The organism is Rhizobium sp. Root708 (assembly GCF_001429725.1).
Taxonomy (GTDB): Bacteria; Pseudomonadota; Alphaproteobacteria; order Rhizobiales; family Rhizobiaceae; genus Rhizobium.
In genome coordinates this window covers 48,417-70,477 of record NZ_LMHV01000041.1, presented here as the reverse complement: position 1 = coordinate 70,477, position 22,061 = coordinate 48,417, and the positions used below count along the sequence as shown (strand labels likewise).

20 protein-coding genes and 1 pseudogene are annotated in these 22,061 nt (G+C 61.3%); 11 read left to right on the top strand and 10 right to left on the bottom strand.

What is annotated here, in order from left to right; all coding sequences use genetic code 11:
- Window positions 1-100: 100 nt before the first annotated feature.
- The 5 genes from ASE04_RS21365 (at window position 101) to ASE04_RS21350 (ending at window position 4,593) form a co-directional block, all read left to right on the top strand.
- Complete coding sequence (locus tag ASE04_RS21365; protein WP_082597426.1) at window positions 101-1,978, top strand: BTAD domain-containing putative transcriptional regulator; 1,878 nt, start codon at window positions 101-103, stop codon at window positions 1,976-1,978.
- A 122-nt stretch (window positions 1,979-2,100) separates the two neighbouring features.
- The gene (locus ASE04_RS31945; RefSeq protein ID WP_274533891.1) at window positions 2,101-2,235 is read left to right on the top strand and encodes a hypothetical protein; all 135 of its coding nucleotides are present in this window, start codon (window positions 2,101-2,103) and stop codon (window positions 2,233-2,235) included.
- Window positions 2,236-2,246: 11 nt separating this feature from the next.
- Complete coding sequence (locus tag ASE04_RS21360) at window positions 2,247-3,506, top strand: YcaO-like family protein (protein ID WP_056821680.1); 1,260 nt, start codon at window positions 2,247-2,249, stop codon at window positions 3,504-3,506.
- Window positions 3,503-4,252 (top strand): TfuA-like protein, encoded by a 750-nt coding sequence (locus ASE04_RS21355; protein WP_056821675.1) that lies wholly within the window; start codon window positions 3,503-3,505, stop codon window positions 4,250-4,252. Before ASE04_RS21360 ends, ASE04_RS21355 begins: the two co-directional genes overlap by 4 nt.
- Window positions 4,253-4,323: 71 nt before the next feature.
- The gene (locus ASE04_RS21350) at window positions 4,324-4,593 is read left to right on the top strand and encodes a hypothetical protein (RefSeq protein ID WP_056821672.1); all 270 of its coding nucleotides are present in this window, start codon (window positions 4,324-4,326) and stop codon (window positions 4,591-4,593) included.
- Window positions 4,594-4,612: 19 nt separating this feature from the next.
- On the opposite strand, the gene ASE04_RS21345 is transcribed toward ASE04_RS21350, so the two are convergent.
- The gene (locus ASE04_RS21345; RefSeq protein WP_056821670.1) at window positions 4,613-5,014 is read right to left on the bottom strand and encodes a helix-turn-helix domain-containing protein; all 402 of its coding nucleotides are present in this window, start codon (window positions 5,012-5,014) and stop codon (window positions 4,613-4,615) included.
- A 437-nt stretch (window positions 5,015-5,451) separates the two neighbouring features.
- Here ASE04_RS21345 and ASE04_RS21340 point away from each other — a divergent pair, with 437 nt between their 5' ends.
- The 4 genes from ASE04_RS21340 (at window position 5,452) to nadC (ending at window position 9,772) form a co-directional block, all read left to right on the top strand.
- The gene (locus ASE04_RS21340) at window positions 5,452-6,342 is read left to right on the top strand and encodes an NUDIX hydrolase (protein WP_056821669.1); all 891 of its coding nucleotides are present in this window, start codon (window positions 5,452-5,454) and stop codon (window positions 6,340-6,342) included.
- 67 nt (window positions 6,343-6,409) lie between these two features.
- A complete protein-coding gene (gene nadA, locus ASE04_RS21335) occupies window positions 6,410-7,381 on the top strand; it encodes a quinolinate synthase NadA (RefSeq protein ID WP_056822660.1) in 972 nt (323 codons plus the stop codon).
- The gene (locus ASE04_RS21330) at window positions 7,378-8,916 is read left to right on the top strand and encodes an L-aspartate oxidase (RefSeq protein ID WP_056821667.1); all 1,539 of its coding nucleotides are present in this window, start codon (window positions 7,378-7,380) and stop codon (window positions 8,914-8,916) included. The genes nadA and ASE04_RS21330 overlap by 4 nt, the downstream gene beginning before the upstream one ends.
- A gap of 1 nt (window position 8,917) precedes the next feature.
- Window positions 8,918-9,772 (top strand): carboxylating nicotinate-nucleotide diphosphorylase, encoded by an 855-nt coding sequence (nadC, locus tag ASE04_RS21325; protein ID WP_056821665.1) that lies wholly within the window; start codon window positions 8,918-8,920, stop codon window positions 9,770-9,772.
- A 33-nt stretch (window positions 9,773-9,805) separates the two neighbouring features.
- On the opposite strand, the gene ASE04_RS21320 is transcribed toward nadC, so the two are convergent.
- The 9 genes and pseudogenes from ASE04_RS21320 to ASE04_RS21280 form a co-directional block, all read right to left on the bottom strand.
- Window positions 9,806-10,138 (bottom strand): MerR family transcriptional regulator, encoded by a 333-nt coding sequence (locus ASE04_RS21320; protein ID WP_056821663.1) that lies wholly within the window; start codon window positions 10,136-10,138, stop codon window positions 9,806-9,808.
- A 2-nt stretch (window positions 10,139-10,140) separates the two neighbouring features.
- Window positions 10,141-11,055 carry a DnaJ C-terminal domain-containing protein gene (locus ASE04_RS21315; RefSeq protein ID WP_056821662.1) on the bottom strand — a complete coding sequence of 305 codons (915 nt, stop codon included), beginning with the start codon at window positions 11,053-11,055 and terminating at the stop codon, window positions 10,141-10,143.
- Between the two features lie 244 nt (window positions 11,056-11,299).
- Window positions 11,300-12,174, bottom strand: a pseudogene (locus ASE04_RS21310) (ROK family transcriptional regulator); the annotation flags it as partial.
- Between the two features lie 88 nt (window positions 12,175-12,262).
- Window positions 12,263-13,321 carry an Ldh family oxidoreductase gene (locus ASE04_RS21305; RefSeq protein WP_056821656.1) on the bottom strand — a complete coding sequence of 353 codons (1,059 nt, stop codon included), beginning with the start codon at window positions 13,319-13,321 and terminating at the stop codon, window positions 12,263-12,265.
- Between the two features lie 35 nt (window positions 13,322-13,356).
- Window positions 13,357-14,322, bottom strand: coding sequence for a hydroxyacid dehydrogenase (locus ASE04_RS21300; RefSeq protein WP_056821649.1), 966 nt, complete (start codon window positions 14,320-14,322; stop codon window positions 13,357-13,359).
- Window positions 14,323-14,399: 77 nt separating this feature from the next.
- On the bottom strand, window positions 14,400-15,386 hold the full coding sequence (gene pdxA / locus ASE04_RS21295; protein ID WP_056821644.1) for a 4-hydroxythreonine-4-phosphate dehydrogenase PdxA: 987 nt from the start codon (window positions 15,384-15,386) through the stop codon (window positions 14,400-14,402).
- Between the two features lie 33 nt (window positions 15,387-15,419).
- Complete coding sequence (locus tag ASE04_RS21290) at window positions 15,420-16,553, bottom strand: iron-containing alcohol dehydrogenase (RefSeq protein ID WP_056821641.1); 1,134 nt, start codon at window positions 16,551-16,553, stop codon at window positions 15,420-15,422.
- Between the two features lie 331 nt (window positions 16,554-16,884).
- The gene (locus ASE04_RS21285) at window positions 16,885-18,072 is read right to left on the bottom strand and encodes a sialidase family protein (protein WP_056821638.1); all 1,188 of its coding nucleotides are present in this window, start codon (window positions 18,070-18,072) and stop codon (window positions 16,885-16,887) included.
- Between the two features lie 11 nt (window positions 18,073-18,083).
- Window positions 18,084-18,989 carry a dihydrodipicolinate synthase family protein gene (locus ASE04_RS21280; RefSeq protein ID WP_056822655.1) on the bottom strand — a complete coding sequence of 302 codons (906 nt, stop codon included), beginning with the start codon at window positions 18,987-18,989 and terminating at the stop codon, window positions 18,084-18,086.
- Between the two features lie 305 nt (window positions 18,990-19,294).
- On the opposite strand from ASE04_RS21280, the gene ASE04_RS21275 reads away from it, so the two are divergent.
- Both ASE04_RS21275 and ASE04_RS21270 read left to right on the top strand, forming a co-directional pair.
- Window positions 19,295-20,944, top strand: a complete 1,650-nt coding sequence (locus ASE04_RS21275) for an ABC transporter substrate-binding protein (protein WP_056821636.1) — start codon at window positions 19,295-19,297, stop codon at window positions 20,942-20,944.
- 158 nt (window positions 20,945-21,102) lie between these two features.
- A complete protein-coding gene (locus tag ASE04_RS21270; RefSeq protein WP_056821635.1) occupies window positions 21,103-22,059 on the top strand; it encodes an ABC transporter permease in 957 nt (318 codons plus the stop codon).
- Window positions 22,060-22,061 lie beyond the last annotated feature (2 nt).

Genomic DNA, 22,061 nt, shown 5'->3' with positions numbered 1-22,061 from the left:
TTATCCAATCGCGAGTTGTCTGTTGACGTTGGTTGCCCGGTACAGCCTTCTGCTTCGTTTGCTCGGAAAGCCCTCGCTTTTCGCCAATGGGCGTGAGCTCATGCTTCCCGAGAAGGCATACGCGCTTCTTGCTCTTCTCGTTACGTCGCAGCATCTGTCGATGGACCGGGAAACGCTGCGCGATGTCTTGTGGGATGCGGATGCGGCAAAGCAGCGTGCCGGTAGCTTGCGGCAGCTTCTTGCCCGTATCGAGCGAAGCGTCCCGCCCGAATTCCCGCGGCTCTTGGAAGCAACGAATACTGATGTGACGTTCAACGCCGGCCAGTGGCAGGTCGATGTCCTTGTCCTGCGCGACACACTACCGCCGCTGGAGCCTGAAAGCTGGGACTTGCTCGAAGGCGAGTTTCTCGAGGGGTTTCGCGCTCCGACGATCGAAGCCGACGAACGGCTGGCGTTGGAGCGGCGCCGGGCAGTTGAATGGCGCGACGCGCATCTGACGCGGCTCATCGAAGATGGGGGCGGCCTGGCATCTCGAGATGTCCTCCTGCTTGCCGGGCGTCTGATCGACAACGACCCGTCCAATGAGGTTGCTTGCCGGGCACTGATGCGCGCTCATACGAGCGCCGGTGATACCGCTGCGGCGCGACAAGTCTACCTTCGCTGCCGGAACGAATTGAAGACAGAGTTCGGCGCGGAGCCGGAGCCTGCAACGCAGTCTCTCGCCTACGAACTCGCGATCATCACGCCTCCGGCGCCGGCTTCAAAGGCAAGCATCGTCATGCCGCCGGAGCTGGCGAATGCAGACATCGTCGGCGAGCCACGGGTTCTCATCCTGCCGCCGGAAACCATGCTGTCCGATCCACTGTTGCAGCGCATCGGTCGCGCTCTGCTCGAAGAGGTCACGATCGGGCTCAGCCAGCAGCGTGGCTTCAAGGTCATCGCAGCCCACACCAGTGTCGAAATTCTCAATCGAAGCTTGGCGGACGCCAGCCAGCCGACGCCGCCGGAGTTGCGTTTCGACTATACCGTCTATGTGACGATCCACGGTCGCGAAGACGATATCTACGCAACGTGCCGGCTGACCAAGACGTCGACAGCCGAGGTGTTGTGGGCGATCGATCTTCCGCTCGCCATGCAGAAGGTTACACATTCCTTCGGTCAGCTCTCCCGCCGAATCGTTCTGACCCTCGTGGATACTATCGAGCGGCGGGAACTTTCCGATATGGCGGAGGAGATCAGCCCGTCCGCCTACCGCTTGTACCTTGAAGGCAAACGGCTGGTCTCGAAGACGGATTTGCAGCACCTGCGTCAGGCACGCAAATGGTTCAAGTCGGCGCTCGCGAAGCACGACAGCTTCTCGTCCGCGCATGCCGGCATGGCGCGTGTACTTGGGATGGAATGGTTGGTTCGCGGCATGCGGGAAACCGAGCTTCTCGAGGAGGCCGAACGCTCTGCCTGGCACGCGCGCGATGCGGATCCGAACAGCGGACGCGCGATGCGGGAGCTCGGATTTGTCGCCCTGTATCGCCGGCGGTTTGCCGAGAGCCTCGATTTCTTCGCCGAGGCACAGATGTTGAGCCCGAACGACGCAGATATCCTCGCCGATCACGCGGACGCATTGGTGCATGATGGCCAGAGCGACCGAGCGCTGGAGCTCAGCCTGGCGGCGCTGAAACTCAATCCGCTGCCGCCGGATTACTATTACTGGAACCTCGGCGGCATTTATTTTGTCCAGGAGAACTACGCCAAGGCGATCGAGATTCTGGACCGCGTGAAGTCACGTCCGGCGACCGCGCGCTTGCTTGCGGCAGCGCACGCGAAGAACGGGAACGCGAAGGCGGCCGCGCATTACGCGTCCGTCGTGCTCGAGAATTTCCCGGATTTCCGCACGGACGACGTCTGGCGCTTTGTACCTGACCGCAACCCGGACGATACGCGCCAGCTCATCGACGGGCTCCGTCTGGCCGGTCTGTCCTAAAGTGTGACATCTGCGGGATTTCCGTTGCCGTTTGGCGCGGAAGCCAGTCACGCCGGAATAACGCCTCGCCGTCATCTTCTCCTCGCCCGCAGCAAAGCGCTGCTTCCAGCTGGAGAATCAGAATGAACTCGACAGACATCAAGACCGCGCCCGCCGTTCGCCTCTCGTCCGCTGCCCAGGCTGCTCTGAAGCAGCAGTCCGTTCAGTTCGACACGAACGCCACGGCCAGCATCGTTCACGCGCTGAAGTTCCGTTGAGGTCGATGCGAATGTCTGCCCAAGGTGCTTTGCAGGATCTGATCACGGATCTCGGTCTCTCGGCCGGCGGGGTCAACGCCTATCATGATCGATCACTGACACCTGGGCAGACGTTCGCGGCGATCAAGCCGCATTTTGCCGAGCTTGGCATTACCCGCGTTGGACTGCTGACCGCGCTCGACCTCCTCGATATTCCCGTCGCCTTCGCGACGCGCCCGAACAGCCACACGCTCTCGGTCTTTCAGGGAAAAGGCATCGACGAGGAGGCGGCCATGACCTCCGCGGCCATGGAGGCCGTCGAGACCCGCGTCGCCGAGATGCGGCCCGACAACATGATCATGGCGTCCGTCGAAGGCCTGAGGGCCGAAAAGGCGCCGCTGATTGATCTTGATTCGGTTGCCCGTTGTGTACCCTCCGACATCGGCACAGCTCCCATCGCCTGGTGCGAGGGCTTTGATATTCTTTCCAACCGGCAGGTGTTCGTGCCGTGGTCGCTCGTAGGGCTTGACCACCGCGGGATCAGGCCGAGCGGCTTCGAGCAGTCGAGCGACGGGCTTGCATCTGGCAACCGGCCGGCTGAGGCCGTCCTGCACGGGCTCTGCGAGCTCGTGGAGCGCGATGCCTGGGCGCTGATGCAACTACGCGCCTACGACCAGCTGAGAGGAGCGCGGGTCGATCCCGGTTCCCTCGGCGATCCGGTCGTCGACATCATCGTCGACCGCATCAATCGCGCCGGCATGCAGCTTCTGGTCCTCGACATGACGACCGATATCGATGTTCCGAGCTTTCTCGCCGTGATCATCCCGGGCAATCTCGGCGAACGCGTCGATGCACGCTGGACGCATGTCTGCGGCGGATGCGGTTGCCATCCCGATCCTGTTCGCGCGATCCTGCGGGCAATCACCGAAGCGGCGCAAAGCCGGCTTACGGCTATCGCCGGCAGCCGCGATGATTTCTCTCCGCGTATTTATCAAAGGCTCGACGAGGATGGCCCCATGCAGCAGCTGATCGAGCTGTGCGGCGAGCCGCCAAGAGCTTGGACCGCGCCCCTGGAGCCAACAAAACGCAGTATCCAGCAAACGATCTCCCACATCGCTGAGCGCCTCGCTTCCAAGGGGATCACGCAGTTGGTGGCAGTGCCGATCGACCATCCACGTCTGCCTGTCTCGGTCGTCCGTGTCATCGTGCCGGGCCTGGAAGTTGATGTCAGCGGCGAATTCATCCAGCTCGGCCTTCGCGCGGTACGGGCCATGCAGGGAATGCAGATATGAAAGTGATCTTCGCAGGGCCGAGTTTCGGCGCCGATCTCGAAACGCTTCGGAAATCCTACCCGTCGATCGTGTTTCGCCCGCCGGCCGCCCGTGGCGACATTCTACAGGCGGTGGAAGACGGCGCGCGCGCGATTGGCATCGTCGATGGCTATTTTGGCGAAGTGCCGTCCGTCTGGCACAAGGAGATTCTTTACGCCCTGCAGGCGCATGTCGTCGTGGCCGGTGGCGCGAGCATGGGTGCGCTTCGAGCGGCCGAATGCGCTGCCTTCGGGATGGTGGGCCTTGGGGCTATCTACAACGATTATGCGGACGGTCGTCTGATCGACGACGAGGCCGTCGCGCTGGTTCATGCGCCGGAAGAGCTTGGCTGGCTGCCGCTCTCGATCCCATGGGTGGATTTTCAGCCGACCATCGAGATGCTCTGCCGCGCCGATGGCATCTCCGCGAAAGAATGCAAGATACTGCTCATCGCGGGCAGGGCGCTGCATTTTTCAGAGCGCACATATCCCAAAGCCATCGAGCGCTGCGGCTTCGCCGACGAGAGACGCGCCAAGGAGATCCTTCGTCTCATTCGCGCCAACAAGGTCGAGCGCAAGCGCGCCGATGCGGAAACCGTACTGCGGTACCTTCATCAACAGGCGGAACCGGCTTCACATAGCTGCGATTGGGGCTTTGCGGCAACCTCTCACTGGGAACTGCTTCGCAGCGAAGTTGCGCGCTCCGTCACGCCTGTAACGCTCAAGTAACGCCCGACCTCGATCATCGTCACAGGACTGGAATTCGAGCGAACTCCGGATCATCTGAGAAGGCGGCATTGATGAACATTCAGACCAAGGACGAAGGCACGGGCAGCGAGTATGCAAGAATCTTCCGGCTGCTTTCAGCGGCAAAGGAAGAAGCTGCGAAGCTCAAGCTGCACAATCTGACTCATCTCGCCAACATGGCGCTGCTTCAAGTCGTCATCGATTGGGACGGAATTGATCCCGAACGGGAACTCGACGTCAATCTGGAAAAGCTGATGGGTGCAAAGACCAAGATCGCGATCAAGGACGCACGCGATAACATCGTCGTCCTGGATTGCCACTGACCTGTGAGGCGAGGCCGCGTTATTCCGCGGCTTCGCCTTCAGCCAGTTCCATGCCGGCAATAGCCTGGACGAGTTTGACGATCTTCTTGCGGACCTGCTCGTTCTTTATGGAAAGGAATGCAGCATTGAGCAGCACGCCATCACGAGAGACAACAAACTCCTCGCTCGGGGTTGGATTGTCGTTGGCGGTGCCATGAGCCAAATCTTCGAAGAAAGAACGCACATCAACGTCAAGAGCGCCCGCGATTTCCACCAGCATGCTTGCCGATACGCGGTTCGAACCCTTCTCGTACTTCTGGATCTGCTGGAAGGTCACGCCAACCCGGTCTCCAAGTTCGGTCTGTGAGACCTTGCGCATCAGACGCTTGATGCGAATGGTTTTTCCGACATGGACGTCGACTGAATGCGGTGCGTCTTTCATTGCCCTATCCTTTCCAACGCCGGTTGTGGCGCGACTTTTCTGCGAGTAAACAACCTATCGAAGATATTTGAACGGATCAATTGTGCCGCTCCAATTTTCTTGCTTATGGTGCATGTGGCTGAAAAGCCTGACGTGCACCTGAAACAGGTTGTTTGGTTACAAAAATCTATACGCTCGGACGGCAACCATAGATCTTCATTAGAGAAAAATGTTTTTAGCGTAATGGTTGGTCGGTCGCGCGCCCCTCGGCGCACTCATCGCCAGCCTCAAAGGCATGTTCTGCCAAGGCTTTCATAACGCTAAGGAGCTTTCCGGGCGCTGGTAATGCCTGCTGCGCGTTACTACCAATTGATTGGCGCGGTGGAGGCTCGGTCCTTTCGTCGCCGCCTGCGTTGTGGCAGAGATGGACCGTCAGCCAACACGAGAATCGCCCCGCATTGACCATTGGATTTGCCCACGCAGAATTGATCGCCGTGTTAACGGCCGTGACAGCGGGGGAGCCGCGCGTCATGACGATCCGCTCGGGCCAGGCATTACCGTCGGGCCCGTTCGAGATGGGTCACCGCACGTTGCAAAGCGGCCTGAGGGAATGGGTTCAAGAGCAGACGGCGCATCCGGTCGGCTATCTCGAGCAGCTCTATACCTTCGCGGATCGGGATCGCAACAACGACATTCAGGGCGGCCGGACGATTTCGATCAGTTATCTCGGGCTTGTCCGTGAACAGGCCGGCGCGGGGCGGCCGGGCTGGCATGGCTGGTACGATTATCTTCCCTGGGAAGACCGGCGAAACGGGATCGCGCCCGTCCTCAACGAGCTTATCGATGGTCTGGCTGCCTGGGCCGATAGCGAGCCGGCCCGCCGTGTCGAACGCAAGCGCCGTGCCGCCTTCGCCTTCGGGCTCGACGACATTTCCTGGAACGAGGATCTTGTCCTGCAGCGTTACGAACTGCTCTACGAAGCAAGACTCGTTGCTGAAGCGGGTGGTGACGTGAATTTCGGTCGCGCGATGTTTGCCGATCATCGGCGCATTCTTGCGACCGGTATCGCAAGGCTCCGGGCAAAGATCAAATACCGCCCCGTCGTGTTCGAGCTGATGCCTGACGCCTTCACCTTGCTGCAACTGCAGCGCAGCGTCGAGGCGCTTGCAGGCCTAACGCTGCATAAGCAAAACTTTCGTCGACTGATCGAGCAGCAGGATCTTGTCGAGGAAACCGGCCAGACCGAGGCCGAAACCGGCGGTCGGCCGGCCAAGCTCTTCCGTTACCGCCATGCTGTGCTCGAAGAGCGTGAACTCGCCGGTTCGAAACTGCCTCTCTCCCGCAATTGACATATACTCACATTGAGAATATCTATTTGCGCATGATATGCTCATATCGAGCATAATGGAGGGTGCCGTGAACCAGCCTTTGACGACCGATGACCTTTACAAGCGCGTAAGCCGCGTCGTTCCGAAGGCGGAATGGCTGATGTTCGAGGACGATGTCCGGGCGATCCTTCGACTGAAGCGTGAGCGCAACGCCGTCATTCTTGCGCACAACTATCAGACGCCTGAAATCTTCCACGGTGTCGCGGATATCGTCGGCGACAGCCTGGCGCTCGCGCGCAAGGCAATCGATGTGAAGGCCGATGTGATCGTCCTCGCCGGCGTTCACTTCATGGCCGAGACGGCCAAGCTGCTCAATCCCGAGAAAACCGTCCTGATACCGGATACCGCCGCCGGCTGCTCGCTCGCCGATTCCATCACGCCGGAGGATGTCGCCCTGCTGAGAGCAGCGCATCCCGGCGTTCCCATCATCACCTATGTCAACACTTCGGCGGCCGTCAAAGCGGCTTCCGATATCTGCTGCACATCGGGCAATGCGAAACAGGTGGTTGGGTCGCTCGGCGTTCCGCGTGTTCTGATGATCCCCGACGAGTATCTGGCACGCAACGTGGCGCGCGAGACGGATGTCGAGATTCTCGCCTGGCATGGCCACTGCGAGGTGCACGAGCTGTTTGACGCGGAGGACATCAGGCAACTGCGCGAGAACCATCCGGGGATTACCGTGCTTGCGCATCCGGAATGTCCGCCTGACGTGGTCGCGGCAGCGGATTTCGCGGGCTCCACCGCTGTCATGTCCGAGTATGTTGCGGCCAACCGCCCGGCGAGGGTTGTTCTTCTCACGGAATGCTCGATGAGCGACAATGTCGCCGTGCACCACCCGGACGTCGAGTTTATCCGGCCCTGCAATCTGTGTCCGCACATGAAGCGGATCACGCTCTCCAACATCCGAACGGCGCTCGAGCAAAATCGCCACGAAGTCCTGGTCGATCCCGAGGTGGCGGTTGGAGCGCGCCGAGCCGTCGAAAGGATGCTGGCGATATGAGCGACATCCTGGAGGAATTTCGCGATCACGTCGTCATCGTCGGCGGTGGGCTTGCAGGGATGATGGCGGCGCTTCGGCTTGCTCCGCAGCCGGTCGTCATCGTCAGCCGCGGCAAACTCGCAGGTGGGAGTTCGAGCGCTCTGGCCCAGGGCGGGATTGCCGCCGCACTTGGCGCTGACGATACTCCCTCACTGCATCTTCAGGACACGCTTCGTGCCGGCGACGGCCTTTGTGACGAAGCGGCGGTGCGGTCGATCCTTGCTGACGCACACCAAGCGGTTGCTGCGCTGGAGCGGGCAGGAGTTTCCTTCGATCGGGACGCAACCGGTGAATTTGCCTTTGGCCTGGAAGCGGCGCATCAGCGTCGCCGCATCGTTCATGCCGGGGGAGACGGCACGGGTGCCGCCATTACGCACGCTCTGATATGCGCCGTTGCCGCGCAATCGTCGATCTCGCTGCTCGAAGGGGTCGAGGCGACCGCCGTTCTGACTGCCGACGGCTCGGTTTCGGGGCTCCAGATACTCGGTCCGACAGGCGAAGCCGTCATTCCAAGCTCCCGGATTGTGCTGGCGACGGGTGGGGCGGGTGGGCTCTATGAAGCGACAACCAATCCTCTTGGGAATATCGGCCAAGCGATAGTGCTCGCCGCCCGCGCCGGCGCCATCCTGGCGGATCTGGAATTCGTTCAATTCCATCCAACGGCACTAGCTTGCTCTCGGCGGCCTCTGCCTTTGGTCAGCGAGGCGGTACGAGGGGAAGGCGCGATCTTGATCAACGACCTCGGCGACCGCTTCATGGTCGGCGTCGAAGGTGAGGAGCTTGCCCCCCGCGACGTCGTTTCGCGCGCCATAGCTGCGCAACTCGCACAGGGGCGTCGCGTGTTTCTCGACGCCCGCTCGGCGCTTGGTGCTGGCTTCGCGGCGAGATTTCCGACGATCCATCGACTATGCCATGAAGCGGGGATCGACTCTGCCCACGACCCCATCCCCGTTCGTCCGGCTGCTCACTATCACATGGGCGGAGTGGCGGCGGACATTCGCGGCCGCAGCTCTGTGGAAGGCCTTTGGGTCATAGGCGAGGCGGCCGCAACCGGCTTGCATGGCGCCAACCGGCTTGCCAGCAATTCCCTGCTGGAGGCTGCGGTCATGGGGCTGCGTGCTGCCGACGACATTTCCGGAACGTTATCGCGGAACGTCTCGTTAGGCGGCCTAGCGACTGGCACCTGCGCTGCCGACGCGAGCGCGGTGCGGGCCATCGTCTCTCGCCAGCTCGGCGTGATCCGCGAGCGCTGCGGGCTCCAGAGCGCGATTGCGTCTCTCCTGCCGCTTGCGCGATCAGCCGGCGCGAGCCGCGATCCGGCCTTGACCGCGCTGCTGATCGGGGTGGCGGCCATCTTGCGGGAAGAGTCCCGTGGCGCGCATGCGCGCAGCGATTTTCCGGAGAAACGGGCGAGAGCCGACCGCAGCTTCCTCACGCTGGAAGAAGGTCTTGCCCACGCAGATGGCCTCGTCGACAACTTTGCAAGGAGTGCTTGAGATGACGCTTGCTTCGCCTTCCCGTGTCACCATCGAGCCGATCGTCCGTACGGCCCTGCTGGAGGACCTTGGCCTCGCCGGAGATCTGACGTCCGCGTCCGTCATACCCGATGATCATCAAACCACTCTGTCAATCGTAAGCCGGCAAGCCGGCACGATCGCTGGCCTTGATGCGGCCGAGCTTGCTTTCAGTTTGATCGATCCGTGTATCAAGTTCGAGCGTCACATCAGGGATGGCCACCGCGTGCGGCCGGGCGATGTCATCGCAACGGTGAGCGGGCTTGCACGCGGCGTTCTGACCGCGGAGCGAACGGCATTGAATTTCCTCGGACATCTGTCCGGCATAGCGACGGTGACTGCCTCGCTCGTCGAGGCCATCGATGGCAGCAACGCGTCGATCGCCTGCACGCGCAAGACGACGCCGGGTCTGCGAGCCCTGGAGAAATACGCCGTGCGCGCAGGCGGCGGCGTCAACCATCGCTTCGCGCTCCACGATGCGGTGCTGATCAAGGACAATCATGTCGCCATTGCCGGTGGTATCGTCGAGGCGATCCGTCGCGCGAAGGCGGGTGTTGGTCACATGGTCAAGATCGAGGTTGAGGTCGACACGCTGGACCAGCTGCGGCAGGCCATGGAAGAAGGCGTCGACGCGGTGTTGCTGGACAACATGACATACGCGCAGCTGCATGAGGCCGTTGCGATGATCGACGGACGTGCGATCAGCGAAGCCTCGGGCCGTGTAACCCTTGCGACCGTCGCCGAGATCGCGGCCACCGGCGTCGACCTCATTTCGGTCGGTTGGACGACGCACAGCGCCCCGACGCTCGACATCGGGCTCGACATGATTGCATCGTAAGCTCAGTCTCCGCATGGTCGGAGACGACGGTGCTTAAAGTCCTCGCAGGCGGCGGATGTGGTCGAGCCTGTCGCGTATGCGATGCCTGATGTCGTCGTCCTGCCGCTCCATCGCGTCGAGCATCTCATGCATCGTGCCGCGAAGACCGTGAATCTGATCGACGAGGTCGATGATCAGGTCGACGCCCTCGTCATTAACCCCCATGCGCTGGGTGAGGTCGAGGATCAACTGTGCACGCGCGACGTCGCCTGGCCCATAGTGCCGTCGCCCATCGTCGGCCTGGGGGAGGAGCCAACCCTGATCGAGCCAGATTTCCAGCACCGTGACATCGACCTGCACGATCCGGCGAAATTCGAGATCGTCCATCCTTATTCTCCCATCGCTTTTCGCGGATCCTGAGGATTGGTCTCGGCCCAGCTGCTGATGAATTCGGCGAGCTTCGGGTCGAGCGTTTCAGGCAGCACGATCCTGACGGTGACGTAGGCATCTCCGGCCCCGCCGCCGCGCTTGGGCGCACCCTTGCCCTTCAGGCGCAATACCTTGCCGCTGCTGGAATTCGCCGGCAGCGTGACATTCACCGCGCCTGATGGCGTCGGCACGCGTATCTTGCCCCCGAGGACCGCTTCCGAAAGCGAGACCGGCAGGTCGAAGCGAATGTCGTCGCCGTCCCTGATGTAAAACCGGTGCGGGCGAACCTTGATCTCGACGAGAGCGTCTCCCGGCGGACCGCCGTTCATGCCCGGGTCGCCCTTTCCCTTCAGGCGCAGAGTTTGACCATCGCGCGTCCCTGCCCGGATTTGAAGATCAAGCGCCGGTCCCTCCGGCAAGCGGATCTGCGTCTTTGTCCCGCTGAGGGCGTCGAGGAAATCCACTTCCATGGAGTATTGGCGGTCGTGCCCCTGCGCGCGGAACTGCGGGCCACGCGACCGTCCGGAAAAGAAGCTCGAAAAAATGTCGTCACTGTCGCCGAAGTCGGCAAAGCCGGACCCATTGTGATACGGGTTTTCGGCGCCGGCTGCGGACGCGTATTCCCGGTAATAGTTTCGCGGCGCCTGTTCGGCGCCCGTCATGTCGATCTCGCCGCGATCAAATCGCGCGCGTTTGTCCTCGTCGCCAAGGATCTCATAGGCTGTCGAGACTTCCTTGAACTTCTCTTCGGCTGTCTTGTCGCCCGGGTTCAGGTCGGGGTGGAGTTTCTTGGCAAGCTTTCGAAATGCAGTCTGAATGTCTTTCTGGGTGGCGCCTTTTTTCACGCCGAGAAGCTCGTATGGATCGCGGCTCATTCATGTCTCCGATGTCGCCGACGGAAATCGTCGGCCTTTTAGCGCCTAATATAGGTTCGGCTTTTTGCTGCGGCGAGGGGCGCTGACTGCTGCGTCACTCTTCTGGCCCGGAGACGCTTGAGGTGCCTGTGATCAAGTCCCTTCCGCAAAGCTTCGTTTGATTAACTCAATTTGATTGAGTAGATGAGTTGCGGCGATATTTTCCTGCTTAAGAAATTGAAAAATGCGACCTGAGGGGAAGGCACAGCGCCTCGACCTCTTCTGCCGGCTGCTTGCGGGAAACCTCAATGCCGAGATGCTCGTAGGCGGAGCCGAGAGAGACATAGCGATCAAGGCATCCGCGCTTGCCGCATGGGCATGGGCGGCCGTTCGGCACCACAACGATATGCCCGATCTCACCGGCATTCTGATGGCTCCTCCGATAGAGGTGGCCATCCAGGAACATGCCGGCCCCGATCCCTCTGCCGAGGAAAAGATAGACGAAGCTTTGCAGACCGCGCGCAACACCATGAAGTCTCTCGCCGATTGCGGCTGCGGTGGCATCGTTTTCGACACGCACCGGAACCCTGATCAGCCGCGCAAGCTCTGAAGCGACGGGAAAATCCTGCCACCCCGGCAGGGTCGCCGGGCTGAGTGAGGTAGTGCCCTCGGCGGCGTAGCGCCCAGGCATCGCAATGCCGACGCCCAGCAGACGACTCCGATCGAAGCGGACCTTCGTTTGCAGGGCTTCGACGATATCAGCGAGGATCGGCATCGCCTGCTCCGGGGTTGGCCGATCCACCGGCCTTTCAATTCTGTCTCGAACGCGTCCCGAGAGATCTGTCAGGACGCCAACGGCGTGATCTTTCCCAAGCTCCAGGCCAATCGAGTAGGCTCCATCGGGATTGATCGAATACGGGGTGATCGGTTGGCCACGAGCTATCTTCTGCGCGGCTTCAGGCTTCAGAAGCTTGGAACTCACCAGTTCTTCGACGATGTTCGATACCGTCTGGATGCTGAGTGCCGTCATCCTTGCAAGCGCGGCACGCGACAGAGGCCCATTCGTCCGGATCGCCTCGATCACGACGCGACGGTTATGGGACTTCGCCTGCTCGAGGTGGTGCCTGCGATTGCCTTCATGGTTCCGCCTTGCACGACAGGTTGTGCGCTGCCGACAAGGCAGCGTGATCCTATCGCATAGGCGTTCGGCGCGTGGATATCCAGCCACTTACAAGGGTTTCGGCATTTCCACGCCTAGCCGGGAGGCATGAGGAACCAGCTGATCGAGAATTCCGGCAACAAGCCGGACGCCATCGATCGCAGCTTCGCGCTTGCGCTTCAGGCCGTTCTCGCCGGGCAAGCGCACATGAGACACGCCAGGGCGAGGGGGATTGCTGCGGCAGGTCTCGGCCAGCCATCCTGTCTGCCGCAGAAAGGCATCCCGTCCGCCAAAGGCTTCAGGATCGAAGACCTGCACGGTGACCGCAGCGTTCGTTCCCTTTAGCTCATCAACGCGGCCAAGACCTGCAAGTCCTTGCGTGAAGGCCTCGACATGCAGCGCCATGCCATAACCCTTCTGGCCATGATCAAGCCCGCCGACCGGCATTAGCGTGCCGCCGCGTTCGATGACTCGCGGATCGCGACTGGGCTCGCCGTTCTCGTCCATCAGCCATTCGTGTTCGTATTGTCGGCCTTCGCGAACCAGGCGCTGCGCCATGTTGACGGTCGTGATCGAGGCGCTGATATCGATCAGGATCGGATCGCCGGGCGTCGGGATTCCGTGAGCGACCGGGTTTGGCGTATAAACACCCTTGCGTCCGCCAAACGGCGCCACCTGCGCCCCCGACGGGCTCGAGCTTGCGATGCTGACCATATAGCCACGATCGGTGGCGATGGAGAGATAGGCTGCGAGGCAGCCGATATGGTGGCTGTCGGCGATCGCGATCGTCGCCGTGCCGTAGGTCGCCGCGCGCTCACAGGCAAGCTTCACGGCCTCCGAGGTCAGCCATGCGCCGGGAAGGCGACGCCCGTTCCAGGCGATCGCCGGGCCGCGATCGGACACCACGTCCGGCATGCCTTCGCGTGTCATCACGCCATCGGCAATGCCCTGAAGGTACCAGCCGGCCAATGCCAGCCCGTGCGTCGTGTGCCCCATAAGGTCGGCTTCGACGAGATAATGAGCCACGGCGGCCGCCTTTTCCTCCTCGAGCGCGGCTGCCACGAACAGCGCCTTGGCAAATTCGCGCAGCGTATCCGGCGCAAAGCGGCGGTCTGATGTCGCGCCCATGATCTTCTCCATTCATTGCCGGCGGTCGGCCGGGGTCAGCGTGCCAGAAAGCGCGGGTGAAGCGTTTCGCCGCCGAACACGGCGAGCACGTTCTCGGCGGCCATGACCGAAACCGCGCGCTTCGCGTCGAGCGTGACGCCGGCCACGTGTGGCGTCACCAGGGTGTTCGGCAATTGGAAGAGCCGATTTTCGATGCCGGGAGGCTCGACCGCGAAGCTATCGAGGCCGGCTCCCGCGAGATGGCCTTCTTCGAGAGCGGCGATCAACGCCTTCTCATCGACGACTTCGCCGCGCGCCGTGTTGATGAGGAATGCTCCCTGTTTCATCAAGCCGATACGGCGTGCGTCGATCAGGTTCTGCGTCTCAGGTGTCAACGGACAGTGAAGGCTGACGATGTCGGAATTCGCAAGCAGCGCGTCGAGATCGGTTTCGCGCCTGATGTCGTCGCTGAAAGCACTGTCGGGGGTATGGGTATCGAAGGCAGAGACGACCATGCCGATGGCGCCGGCCATCTTGGCGAGCGTCTGGCCGATGAAGCCGAAACCGACGAGGCCGAGCCGCTGGCCGCGCAGTTCGCGGCCCTTGTACTGGTTCTTGTCCCAGATGCCGTCGCGGATCAATGCGTCCTGGCGCGGCAGATCCTTGACCAAGGCCATGATCAGCGCCAGCGCATGCTCGGCGACGGAGTGGCCGTTGCTGCCTGTTGTCATAGACACCGGAATGCCTAGCGCCGTTGCCGCCTTCACATCGATATCGTTGGTCCCGACACCGTGCTTGGCGATGTGGCGGAGCCGGCCGCCGGCACGCATTTCCTCGGGTCCAAGCAAATCGGTGAGCAAGCGCACGATAACCGCGTCTGGACGATGGAGGTTCATAACCTCGATGACCGCTTGCCTGTCGATATAGGGAGGTGTGGCGACGACATTCACGCCGGCGTCCTCAAGGACGGCGCGGCCTTCTGGCGCCAGCTCTCCGCCCAGAATGACAACAGTTCTTTCCATCGCTCATCTCCTCCAACGAGCAAAGCGGCAGGCGGCGCGCTATCGCGCCGTCGATGAGGTCGAAAGCTTTTCGGTGGTCAGGCCGCCTGGCGGGGAGACCGTGCCATCAGCCGGGCGTAGGCGATGGCGGAGAGCATGTTGACGTGGTTTGCCTTTCCTGTGCCGGCAATATCGAAGGCCGTGCCGTGATCCACGGACACGCGATCGATCGGCAGTCCGAGCGAAACGTTGACCGCTGTATCGAAGGCGATGAGCTTGATCGGGATGTGGCCCTGATCATGATACTGGGCAATCACCAGATCGAACGCGCCATTGTAAGCGCGGGCGAAGACCGTGTCGGCGGAAATCGGGCCGACGACGTCGATGCCTTTTGCCTGCGCCAGTTCGACTGCCGGCGCCAGGAATTCGGTATCCTCGGTGCCAAACAGACCGTTCTCGCCGCAATGGGGGTTGAGCCCTGCAACCGCGATGCGCGCCCTCTTGCCCAGTCGCATGAAGTGATTGTGCCCCGCTTCGATCGTCGCCAGTACGCGCTCGGTCTTCGCGCGCTCAATTGCGCCCTTCAGCGAGATATGGGTGGAGACGTGGATGGTGTTCAGGCGTTCGGAGGCGAGCAGCATGAACGAACTCTTCGAGCCGGTCAGGTGCGCCAGAAGGCCCGTGTGGCCGTCATAGTGATGACCCGCGAGGTTCATCGCTTCCTTGTTGATCGGCGCCGTGACGATGACATCGGCTTCTCCCGACATGGCAAGATCGACGGCGCGGCTGATGTAGCGCACGGAGGCGTCGCCCGCGACAGGGCTGACCTTGCCGATCTCGGGCAGTGGAGCGCCGAGTTCCACCTCGTCGACCGCGATCTTGTCGGCGCCCGCCGAGCTCGCCAAGGCAAAGGAGAGCCCGGTCGCTGCGGCGCGGTTCGCCCGCTCAAGCGCTTCGGTATTGCCGACGATGACGAAATCGCGCCGTTCGTGCTCCGGCATCGCCGCCAGTGCCTTGACGATCACCTCCGGGCCGACGCCCGCCGGATCACCGAGCGTCACGGCGACTTTCGCATTCCTGTCCATCACTCACGGTCCTCTTTAGATGAAACGCAGGCCTCAGAAGGCTGCTTCGTAGATCGAGCGAATATCGGCGCGCGACAGGTCGCGCGGATTATTGTCGAGCAGGCGACGAATGGCAAAGGCATCGTCGGCCATGGCGTCGAGATCGCTTGCTGACACGCCTAGCCCGGAGAGCTTCATCTCGATGCCGAGTTCCGCGCAGAAGGAATAGGCAGCATCGAAGACGGACCCGATCTCCTCGGAGGTTCGGCGGCCGAGCGCATCCATAACGGCACGGGTCTTCTCCGGCGCCGCGGGCGTGTTGAAAGCGAGCACGTGTGGGAAGATCAGGGCATTCGCGGCGCCGTGCGCCACATGCCAGCGCGTACCGAGCGGATAGGCAAGCGCGTGGCCGCCAGCCGTGTTGACCGGACCGAGACAGAAACCGCCATAGAGGGAGGCCAGCGAAAGACCGGCACGGGCCTCCGCGTCCGATCCGTCCTTGACGGCGCGGGCAAGATACTTTCCGACGAGCCGCGTACCCTCGATCGCGTAGAGATCGATCATCGGGTGAGACTTCCGGTTGGTGAAAGCCTCGACGCAATGCGCCATCGCATCGACGCCGGTCGCAGCGGTCGTGCGCGCGGGCACGCTGAAGGTCAGCGCCGGATCGACGACCGCGATATCGGCCAGCATGTGCATGCTTTCGACGGCAAGTTTCGCCATCGTCTTCGGGTCGGTAACGAGAGCCCGGATACCTGCCTCGCTTCCCGTGCCCGAGGTGGTCGGCACCTGCGCTAGGGCAACGCGGCGCGGCCCCTGAACCTTGTTCGGGCCGACGACCTCATGCAGCGTCTGCGATGAGCCGGCGAGCACGGCAGCGAGCTTCGCAAGGTCCATCGCGCTGCCGCCGCCGAAACCGACGACGAGCTGGGCATCGGCGGCATTCGCTGCCGCCAGCACCTTGTCGAGATTGGTGATGTCAGGCTCAGGTGTTACGTCCGCAAAGACCGTCACGTCCCCCTTGAGGGCAAGTGTGTCGACGCGCGTCGCGTTGAAGGCGTCGGAAATCACGAGGATCCGGCCATACGCCTTGTCGCTCGCCCACTTGCCAAGGCGCTCCGCAGTGCCGACGCCGAACTCGATGACATGAGGACGGATGATTGTGATAGGTGAATCCAAGCTAGGCACTGGACCACTCCTCCCTGCAAGTGTCGCGACAATCGCGTCAGTAAGATGTAAAGTTGTTATACAATGCTTTGGCATTTGGCAAGCGGCGACGTTGTTTCGCTCGAAAAAACTGCATGAAATCTGGTCGTTGGATTACAGGAAAGCTTATGAAGTTGCTGAATATAAGCGATAAAATTCATAATGCGCTCCGTTTCGCAGAACGGCGCATTGTCGTTTTTCTGGCTCGCCAAGTTATCGTAACTTGTTAATAGAACGCGCCGATCCGGCGCAAATGCGTCTTTAACGCTGCACCGGATCAATGTCCGTTCACAAGCAACAGACCGGTTTCGCGTCAGCCGATCGTTTCGGGGGGAAGCCTGACGTACTTTATGGCCCGGCGGTAATAGGTGTAGGCGACATGCAGGGTGCCATCGGCGCCCTGGACGACCGACGGATACGAGAACTCGCGATTGACCGAGTCCTTCGAGTTGTTGCTGAGGCAGTATCCGTCGCCGGTATCGAGGTCCCGCCGCTGTGGGAAGGTCTGGCCGCCGTCTGTCGAGAAGGCAAGGCTGAGCGGTGCGCGTGGCACGCCCCAGACAGCTTTGCGACGATCGCTTGCCTGCATAGGCGCTGCTTCCTGTTCTTCGTCACCTTCGATCTCGTCATAGAGAGATTGACGGCGGGCATCCGACATAGATGCATTCGAATGGTTGTAAACCATTGCAATAGCGCCGTTTTTCAGGCCTGCGGCCTGGATCGACGAGTTGTTGTTCGGTAGGTCGATCGGTTTTGGCGTGCTCCAATGCTCGCCTCCGTCGTGTGACACACTGGACAAAACCGACTCGGAGAAGCGGTTCCGGTAGAAGGCCACGAGATCATCGCCGTCGAGGGGCACGATGTTCATGTGAACCGCGCCGATGCTGTCTGGAACCTCCGTCATGATCCAGGTCTTGCCGTGGTCGCGAGAGATCAGGACACCGGCCGTATCGACGTCACCCGTCCAGCGTTCGCCTGGCAGGCCAACGCAGCGAAAGATTGGCAGAAGCCAGGTGCCGGCCTTGTTGACGATGATCGGCTGCCGCACGAAAGTGCCGGGCGTCTCGCAGAGAACCTGCGCTTCGCCAAACGTCAGGCCGCCATCCGACGACGTCCGACATTTGACAACCGAACCATCCTGGTTGCCTGCTGTCTGAGATGTATAAAGCAGACAGACCTTGCCGTCAGGTGCGTTGAAAACCAACGGATTCTGCTCCGACTTCGCCGGATCGTCAGACATCTTCTCTGGCGTCGACCAGCGGGTTGCTCCGGGAGCAAGGCGCGACATGTAAATAGAGATGTCGCCCATTCCCTCCATCGTGCCGCCGAACCAGACGCAGGTCAGCGTTCCATCGGGCAGGAAAGCAAGGTTGGCTGCATGGTTTTGAATGCACGGGGAGGGCAGATAGGCGTCGAAACGGCCTTTCTCAGTCGCGTGGGGGGTGACGTCGCCGGTCATCAATGCCGGCACGGCCTCGGGCGGCAAACCTGTAAAGCTCATGGTTTCGCTCCTTACGGCAGCTTGGCATAGGCTTCGGAAAGCGCGGCATAGTCTGCGTCGTTGATCGGCATCAACGGTGCGCGGGTGCGCCGCCAGGCTGTATTGCCGGTCTTGAGGCCCACCATTGCCTTGATCGTCGGGATCTGCACGTAGGAATTGGAGAGAGTTCGGTACGCGTTGATGCGGGCCTGCGCGGTTTCGACCTCACCGGCGCGCGTCTCGTCATGAACCTTGTCGTAGACGGTTCGCAGGGAGTCCGCGACGAGATTGGATGTTGCCGTGATGCAGCCCGCGCCACCTGCTTTGAGAAGGGGCAGGAGCAGGGGATCGGCGCCGGCCAGCACGGAGAAACCCGGATAGGCAGCGATGATCGCCTGCATGTTATTGAAATCGCCTGCGGATTCCTTGATGCCGACCACGGTGTCCGGGAAAGCTTCGATCAGTCTGCCGATCAACGGAACGGAGAGCGGGACACCTGAAACCTGCGGGATATGGTAGAGGATGACCTGCAATCTGGCGTGAGCGACCTTTTCCAGCACCTGAGAGTAGGCGGCAAAAAGCCCGTCATCCGAAACGCCCTTGTAGTAGAAGGGGGGCAGCATCACGACCTTCGTGACGCCGAGTTCCAGGGCGTGCTTGGTCAATTCCACGGTTTCCGGAATGGCGACCACGCCGGTTCCGGGAAGGAGTTTGTCGGCCGGTACGCCGGCCTTCAGCGCGGCCTCAAGGATTGTCCTGCGCTCGCTGGAGGAGAAGGAGTTTGCCTCGCCCGTGGTGCCGAGAAGCGCTACCCCGTGGCAGCCTTCTTCAAGCAGGCGCTGGCAATGTTCGGTGAACAAGCCGAGATCCGGGCTGCCATCTTCGTTGAGTGGCGTTGCCGCCGCACTGAAAACGCCTGTAATCTTGTGATCGTTCATATCGTCCTCCTCGACGAAGGCCGCATCGACAGCGGCAAAGGCGGGAGCCATGGCCCGCAAGATGTGGGTTTCTTCATCCCCACAGAGCATGTTGTCAATATGACAATACGCGCAGGTTCTCGTTTGATTTTTTAACGCATTGAAAAAATTCAATAAAATATTTTGACGTTTCCGGATCGGGGATCGTGGATTAATTTATGTTGACATATTTACATTATCGAGCGAGTGTCTGCGGCATGTCGTGACGCACTTTCGGGATAGAGTGGAAAGTGGAGACGTCATCGATTTTGCCATGGGAGGACAACATGACTGATCGCAATGAAGGGAAATCTGCGCAGGGAACGCAGATGTCGCGCCGCGAGGCTCTGAAACTCGGCCTTGCCGCCGGCGTTGGCCTGACGGTCTTCGGCCTGAATGCACGCATCGTGCTTGCCGATGACGGCCAGGTCCTGAAGGTCGCCAATCCGGCGTTCAACCAGGATTGGTCGCCGCTGCGCGGCGGCGGCGTTCCGTTCCGCTGGAACTCGATCTGGTGGGCTTCGCCGATGTATTTCGACAGCGAAGGCAAGATCAAGCCTTACGTCTTCACCAGCTGGGAATCGCCTGACAACAAGGTCTGGACCTTCAAGATCGACCCGAAGGCTGTGTTCTCCGACGGCAGCAAGATCACTTCCGCCGACGTCAAGGGCTCCTGGGAAGTCGCTTCCATGCCCAACACCAAGAGCCAGCGCGCCGATCAGGTGCTGAGCAAGGTTCAGGGCTACAAGGAAATCGGCGCCGGTTCCGGCAACGAACTGACAGGCGTCGCCACGCCTGACGAAGGCACCGTCGTCGTCACGCTGACGGAAGTCGACCCGATCTTCTTCATGCGCCTTGCCAACCACATCGCGCCGATCACCAAGGCGGCGCAGTCTCGCGGCAGCGATGGCGAGGAAGTGGCGGACTGGTACAAGCCCGACAGCAGCGCCGTCTATTCCGGCCCGTTCAAGCTCACCAGCATCGATATCGACGCCGGCAAGCTGGTGTTCGAGCCGAACGAGAACTTCTTCGGCCCGAAGCCGAAGCTGGCGCGCATCGAAATTACCTCGATCGAAGACAACGTCACCGCGACGTCGCTCATCAAGTCCGGCGAATTCAATGCCCATACCGAGCTGGTCACGTCGACGATCATCCAGGATCTCGGCCCCGAATTCTCCGCCGGTCCTCTGATCCCGACCAGCCAGCACTTCTGGTTCAACGTCAAGCGCGCGCCGATGGACGATCCGAAGGTTCGCCAGGCGCTGATCATGGCGATCGATCGCGACGGCCTCTTCAAGGCATCCTATCCTGACGGTCCGCACAAGAAGGCTGACCAGATCCTCAATTCCGTGCCCGGTGCCGAAAACTCCGGCTTCGAGCCCTACCCATACGATCCGGCTGCCGCCAAGAAGCTGCTTGCCGAATCGAGCTATGGCGGTCCCGAGCGCCTGCCGAAGATTCTCTTCGTCGGCATTTCCGCCCCGGCCATTCAGGCGGCTGCCCAGTACATTGCCGAGCAGTGGCGCCAGAACCTCGGCATTACCGCCGTCGATATGAAGCCACAGCAGGATAGCTACGCAGGTCCCGATCAGAACGCCGTCCAGATCTTCCGCGACGACGTCGGCACCCGCGTTCCCGATGCCGTGTCCTACCTCTCGGGCTGCATCGCTTCGACCTCGTCGAACGCGCAGAACAAGCTCGGCGGCTACAAGAACGACAAGGTCGATGCCGCACTCACTGAGGCCGCGACCAAGGCGGCCGACGATCCCGATCGCATCAAGCTCGCCCAGGATGCCCAGAAGGCATTCCGCGAGGATTGGGCCTTCATTCCGTGGTACTCTCAAGCGATGTCGCGCTGGGCCACCAAGGAGGTCAAGGGCATGGAGAAGAACCTCGACTGGCAGGTCGTGGCGCCCTGGGACATTTCGATCGGCTGAGCCGGTTAGAAACCTACGAACAGATAGCCCGTCCGCAATTGGATTTTGGGCAACTTAGCAACCGCGCGAAGACCGCAAGGCCTTCGCGCAAGTTTCAAGAAGACATCGCATCCGCGCGTTGCCGCCGACGCATGTCTGCCAACTGGTGGGAGGTGACCTTGTTCCGCTACGTGCTGACCCGGTTTGCCATCTGGATCCCGTCCGTTCTGATCGTGATGCTGGCGGTTTACGCGCTGGCTTTCTACGGCGCCGGCGATCCGATCAAGCTTATCTTTCTGCGTGCACCGGGCGATGTCGCCTATAATCCGCAGCGCATCGAAGCCATCCGTGAAAGTGCCGGCCTGAACAGGCCCTTCATCGAGCAGTTCGGCCTTTACATCTGGAACCTCCTGCATGGACAGTTCGGCAATTCGCTGACGTCGGGTCGCTCGGTCTGGGCCATGGTCTCGGCCGCTGCCCCGGTTTCCTTCAAGCTGGCGCTCTGTTCCATCATTCTCACGACGGTCATTGCCATTCCGCTCGGCATGATCGCCGCGATGAACCAGAACAGCCGCCTCGACTACACCATCCTCGGCTCGGCACTGTTCCTCTGGGCGATCCCGGCCTATGTCGCCGGCCCGCTTCTTATGGTCGGCCTGATCGTGCTGATGCCGATGATCAAGGTGCCTTATGGCTGGGGCGGCGTCTTCGATGTCCGCATCCTGCTGCCGCTGATCGTCCTCTCCTTCCAGCCGATCGCGCTGATCGTGCGACAGACGCGCGCCGCCGTCATCGAGGTGCTGTCGGAGGATTTCGTCCGCACCGCCCGCGCCAAGGGCGTGCCCGAGATCATCGTGGCGTTCCGCCACATCCTGCGCCCTGTGCTGACGCCTGTTGTCACCCAGCTCGGCCTGATCATGATCACCATCGTCAATGGCGCGATCTTCGTCGAGCTCGTTTTCGGTCTGCCCGGCCTCGGACGCCTGACGGTGCAGGCGCTGACCAATTCGGACTATCCCGTCATTCTCGCAATCACGCTGATCGGTTCGTTCCTGGTGATGGCCTCGAACCTCTTGGTCGATGTGCTTTATCCGCTGCTTGATCCGCGCGCCAACGATGCAAGAAGGAGCCGCTGATC

Coding starts and splice junctions, on each gene's coding strand:
- ASE04_RS21365 (WP_082597426.1), top strand. CDS start 101: ATGCTTCCCGAGAAGGCATACGCGCTTCTTGCTCTTCTCGTTACGTCG.
- ASE04_RS31945 (WP_274533891.1), top strand. CDS start 2,101: ATGAACTCGACAGACATCAAGACCGCGCCCGCCGTTCGCCTCTCGTCC.
- ASE04_RS21360 (WP_056821680.1), top strand. CDS start 2,247: ATGTCTGCCCAAGGTGCTTTGCAGGATCTGATCACGGATCTCGGTCTC.
- ASE04_RS21355 (WP_056821675.1), top strand. CDS start 3,503: ATGAAAGTGATCTTCGCAGGGCCGAGTTTCGGCGCCGATCTCGAAACG.
- ASE04_RS21350 (WP_056821672.1), top strand. CDS start 4,324: ATGAACATTCAGACCAAGGACGAAGGCACGGGCAGCGAGTATGCAAGA.
- ASE04_RS21345 (WP_056821670.1), bottom strand. CDS start 5,014: ATGAAAGACGCACCGCATTCAGTCGACGTCCATGTCGGAAAAACCATT.
- ASE04_RS21330 (WP_056821667.1), top strand. CDS start 7,378: ATGAGCGACATCCTGGAGGAATTTCGCGATCACGTCGTCATCGTCGGC.
- nadC (WP_056821665.1), top strand. CDS start 8,918: ATGACGCTTGCTTCGCCTTCCCGTGTCACCATCGAGCCGATCGTCCGT.
- ASE04_RS21320 (WP_056821663.1), bottom strand. CDS start 10,138: ATGGACGATCTCGAATTTCGCCGGATCGTGCAGGTCGATGTCACGGTG.
- ASE04_RS21315 (WP_056821662.1), bottom strand. CDS start 11,055: ATGAGCCGCGATCCATACGAGCTTCTCGGCGTGAAAAAAGGCGCCACC.
- ASE04_RS21305 (WP_056821656.1), bottom strand. CDS start 13,321: ATGGGCGCGACATCAGACCGCCGCTTTGCGCCGGATACGCTGCGCGAA.
- ASE04_RS21300 (WP_056821649.1), bottom strand. CDS start 14,322: ATGGAAAGAACTGTTGTCATTCTGGGCGGAGAGCTGGCGCCAGAAGGC.
- pdxA (WP_056821644.1), bottom strand. CDS start 15,386: ATGGACAGGAATGCGAAAGTCGCCGTGACGCTCGGTGATCCGGCGGGC.
- ASE04_RS21285 (WP_056821638.1), bottom strand. CDS start 18,072: ATGAGCTTTACAGGTTTGCCGCCCGAGGCCGTGCCGGCATTGATGACC.
- ASE04_RS21280 (WP_056822655.1), bottom strand. CDS start 18,989: ATGAACGATCACAAGATTACAGGCGTTTTCAGTGCGGCGGCAACGCCA.
- ASE04_RS21275 (WP_056821636.1), top strand. CDS start 19,295: ATGACTGATCGCAATGAAGGGAAATCTGCGCAGGGAACGCAGATGTCG.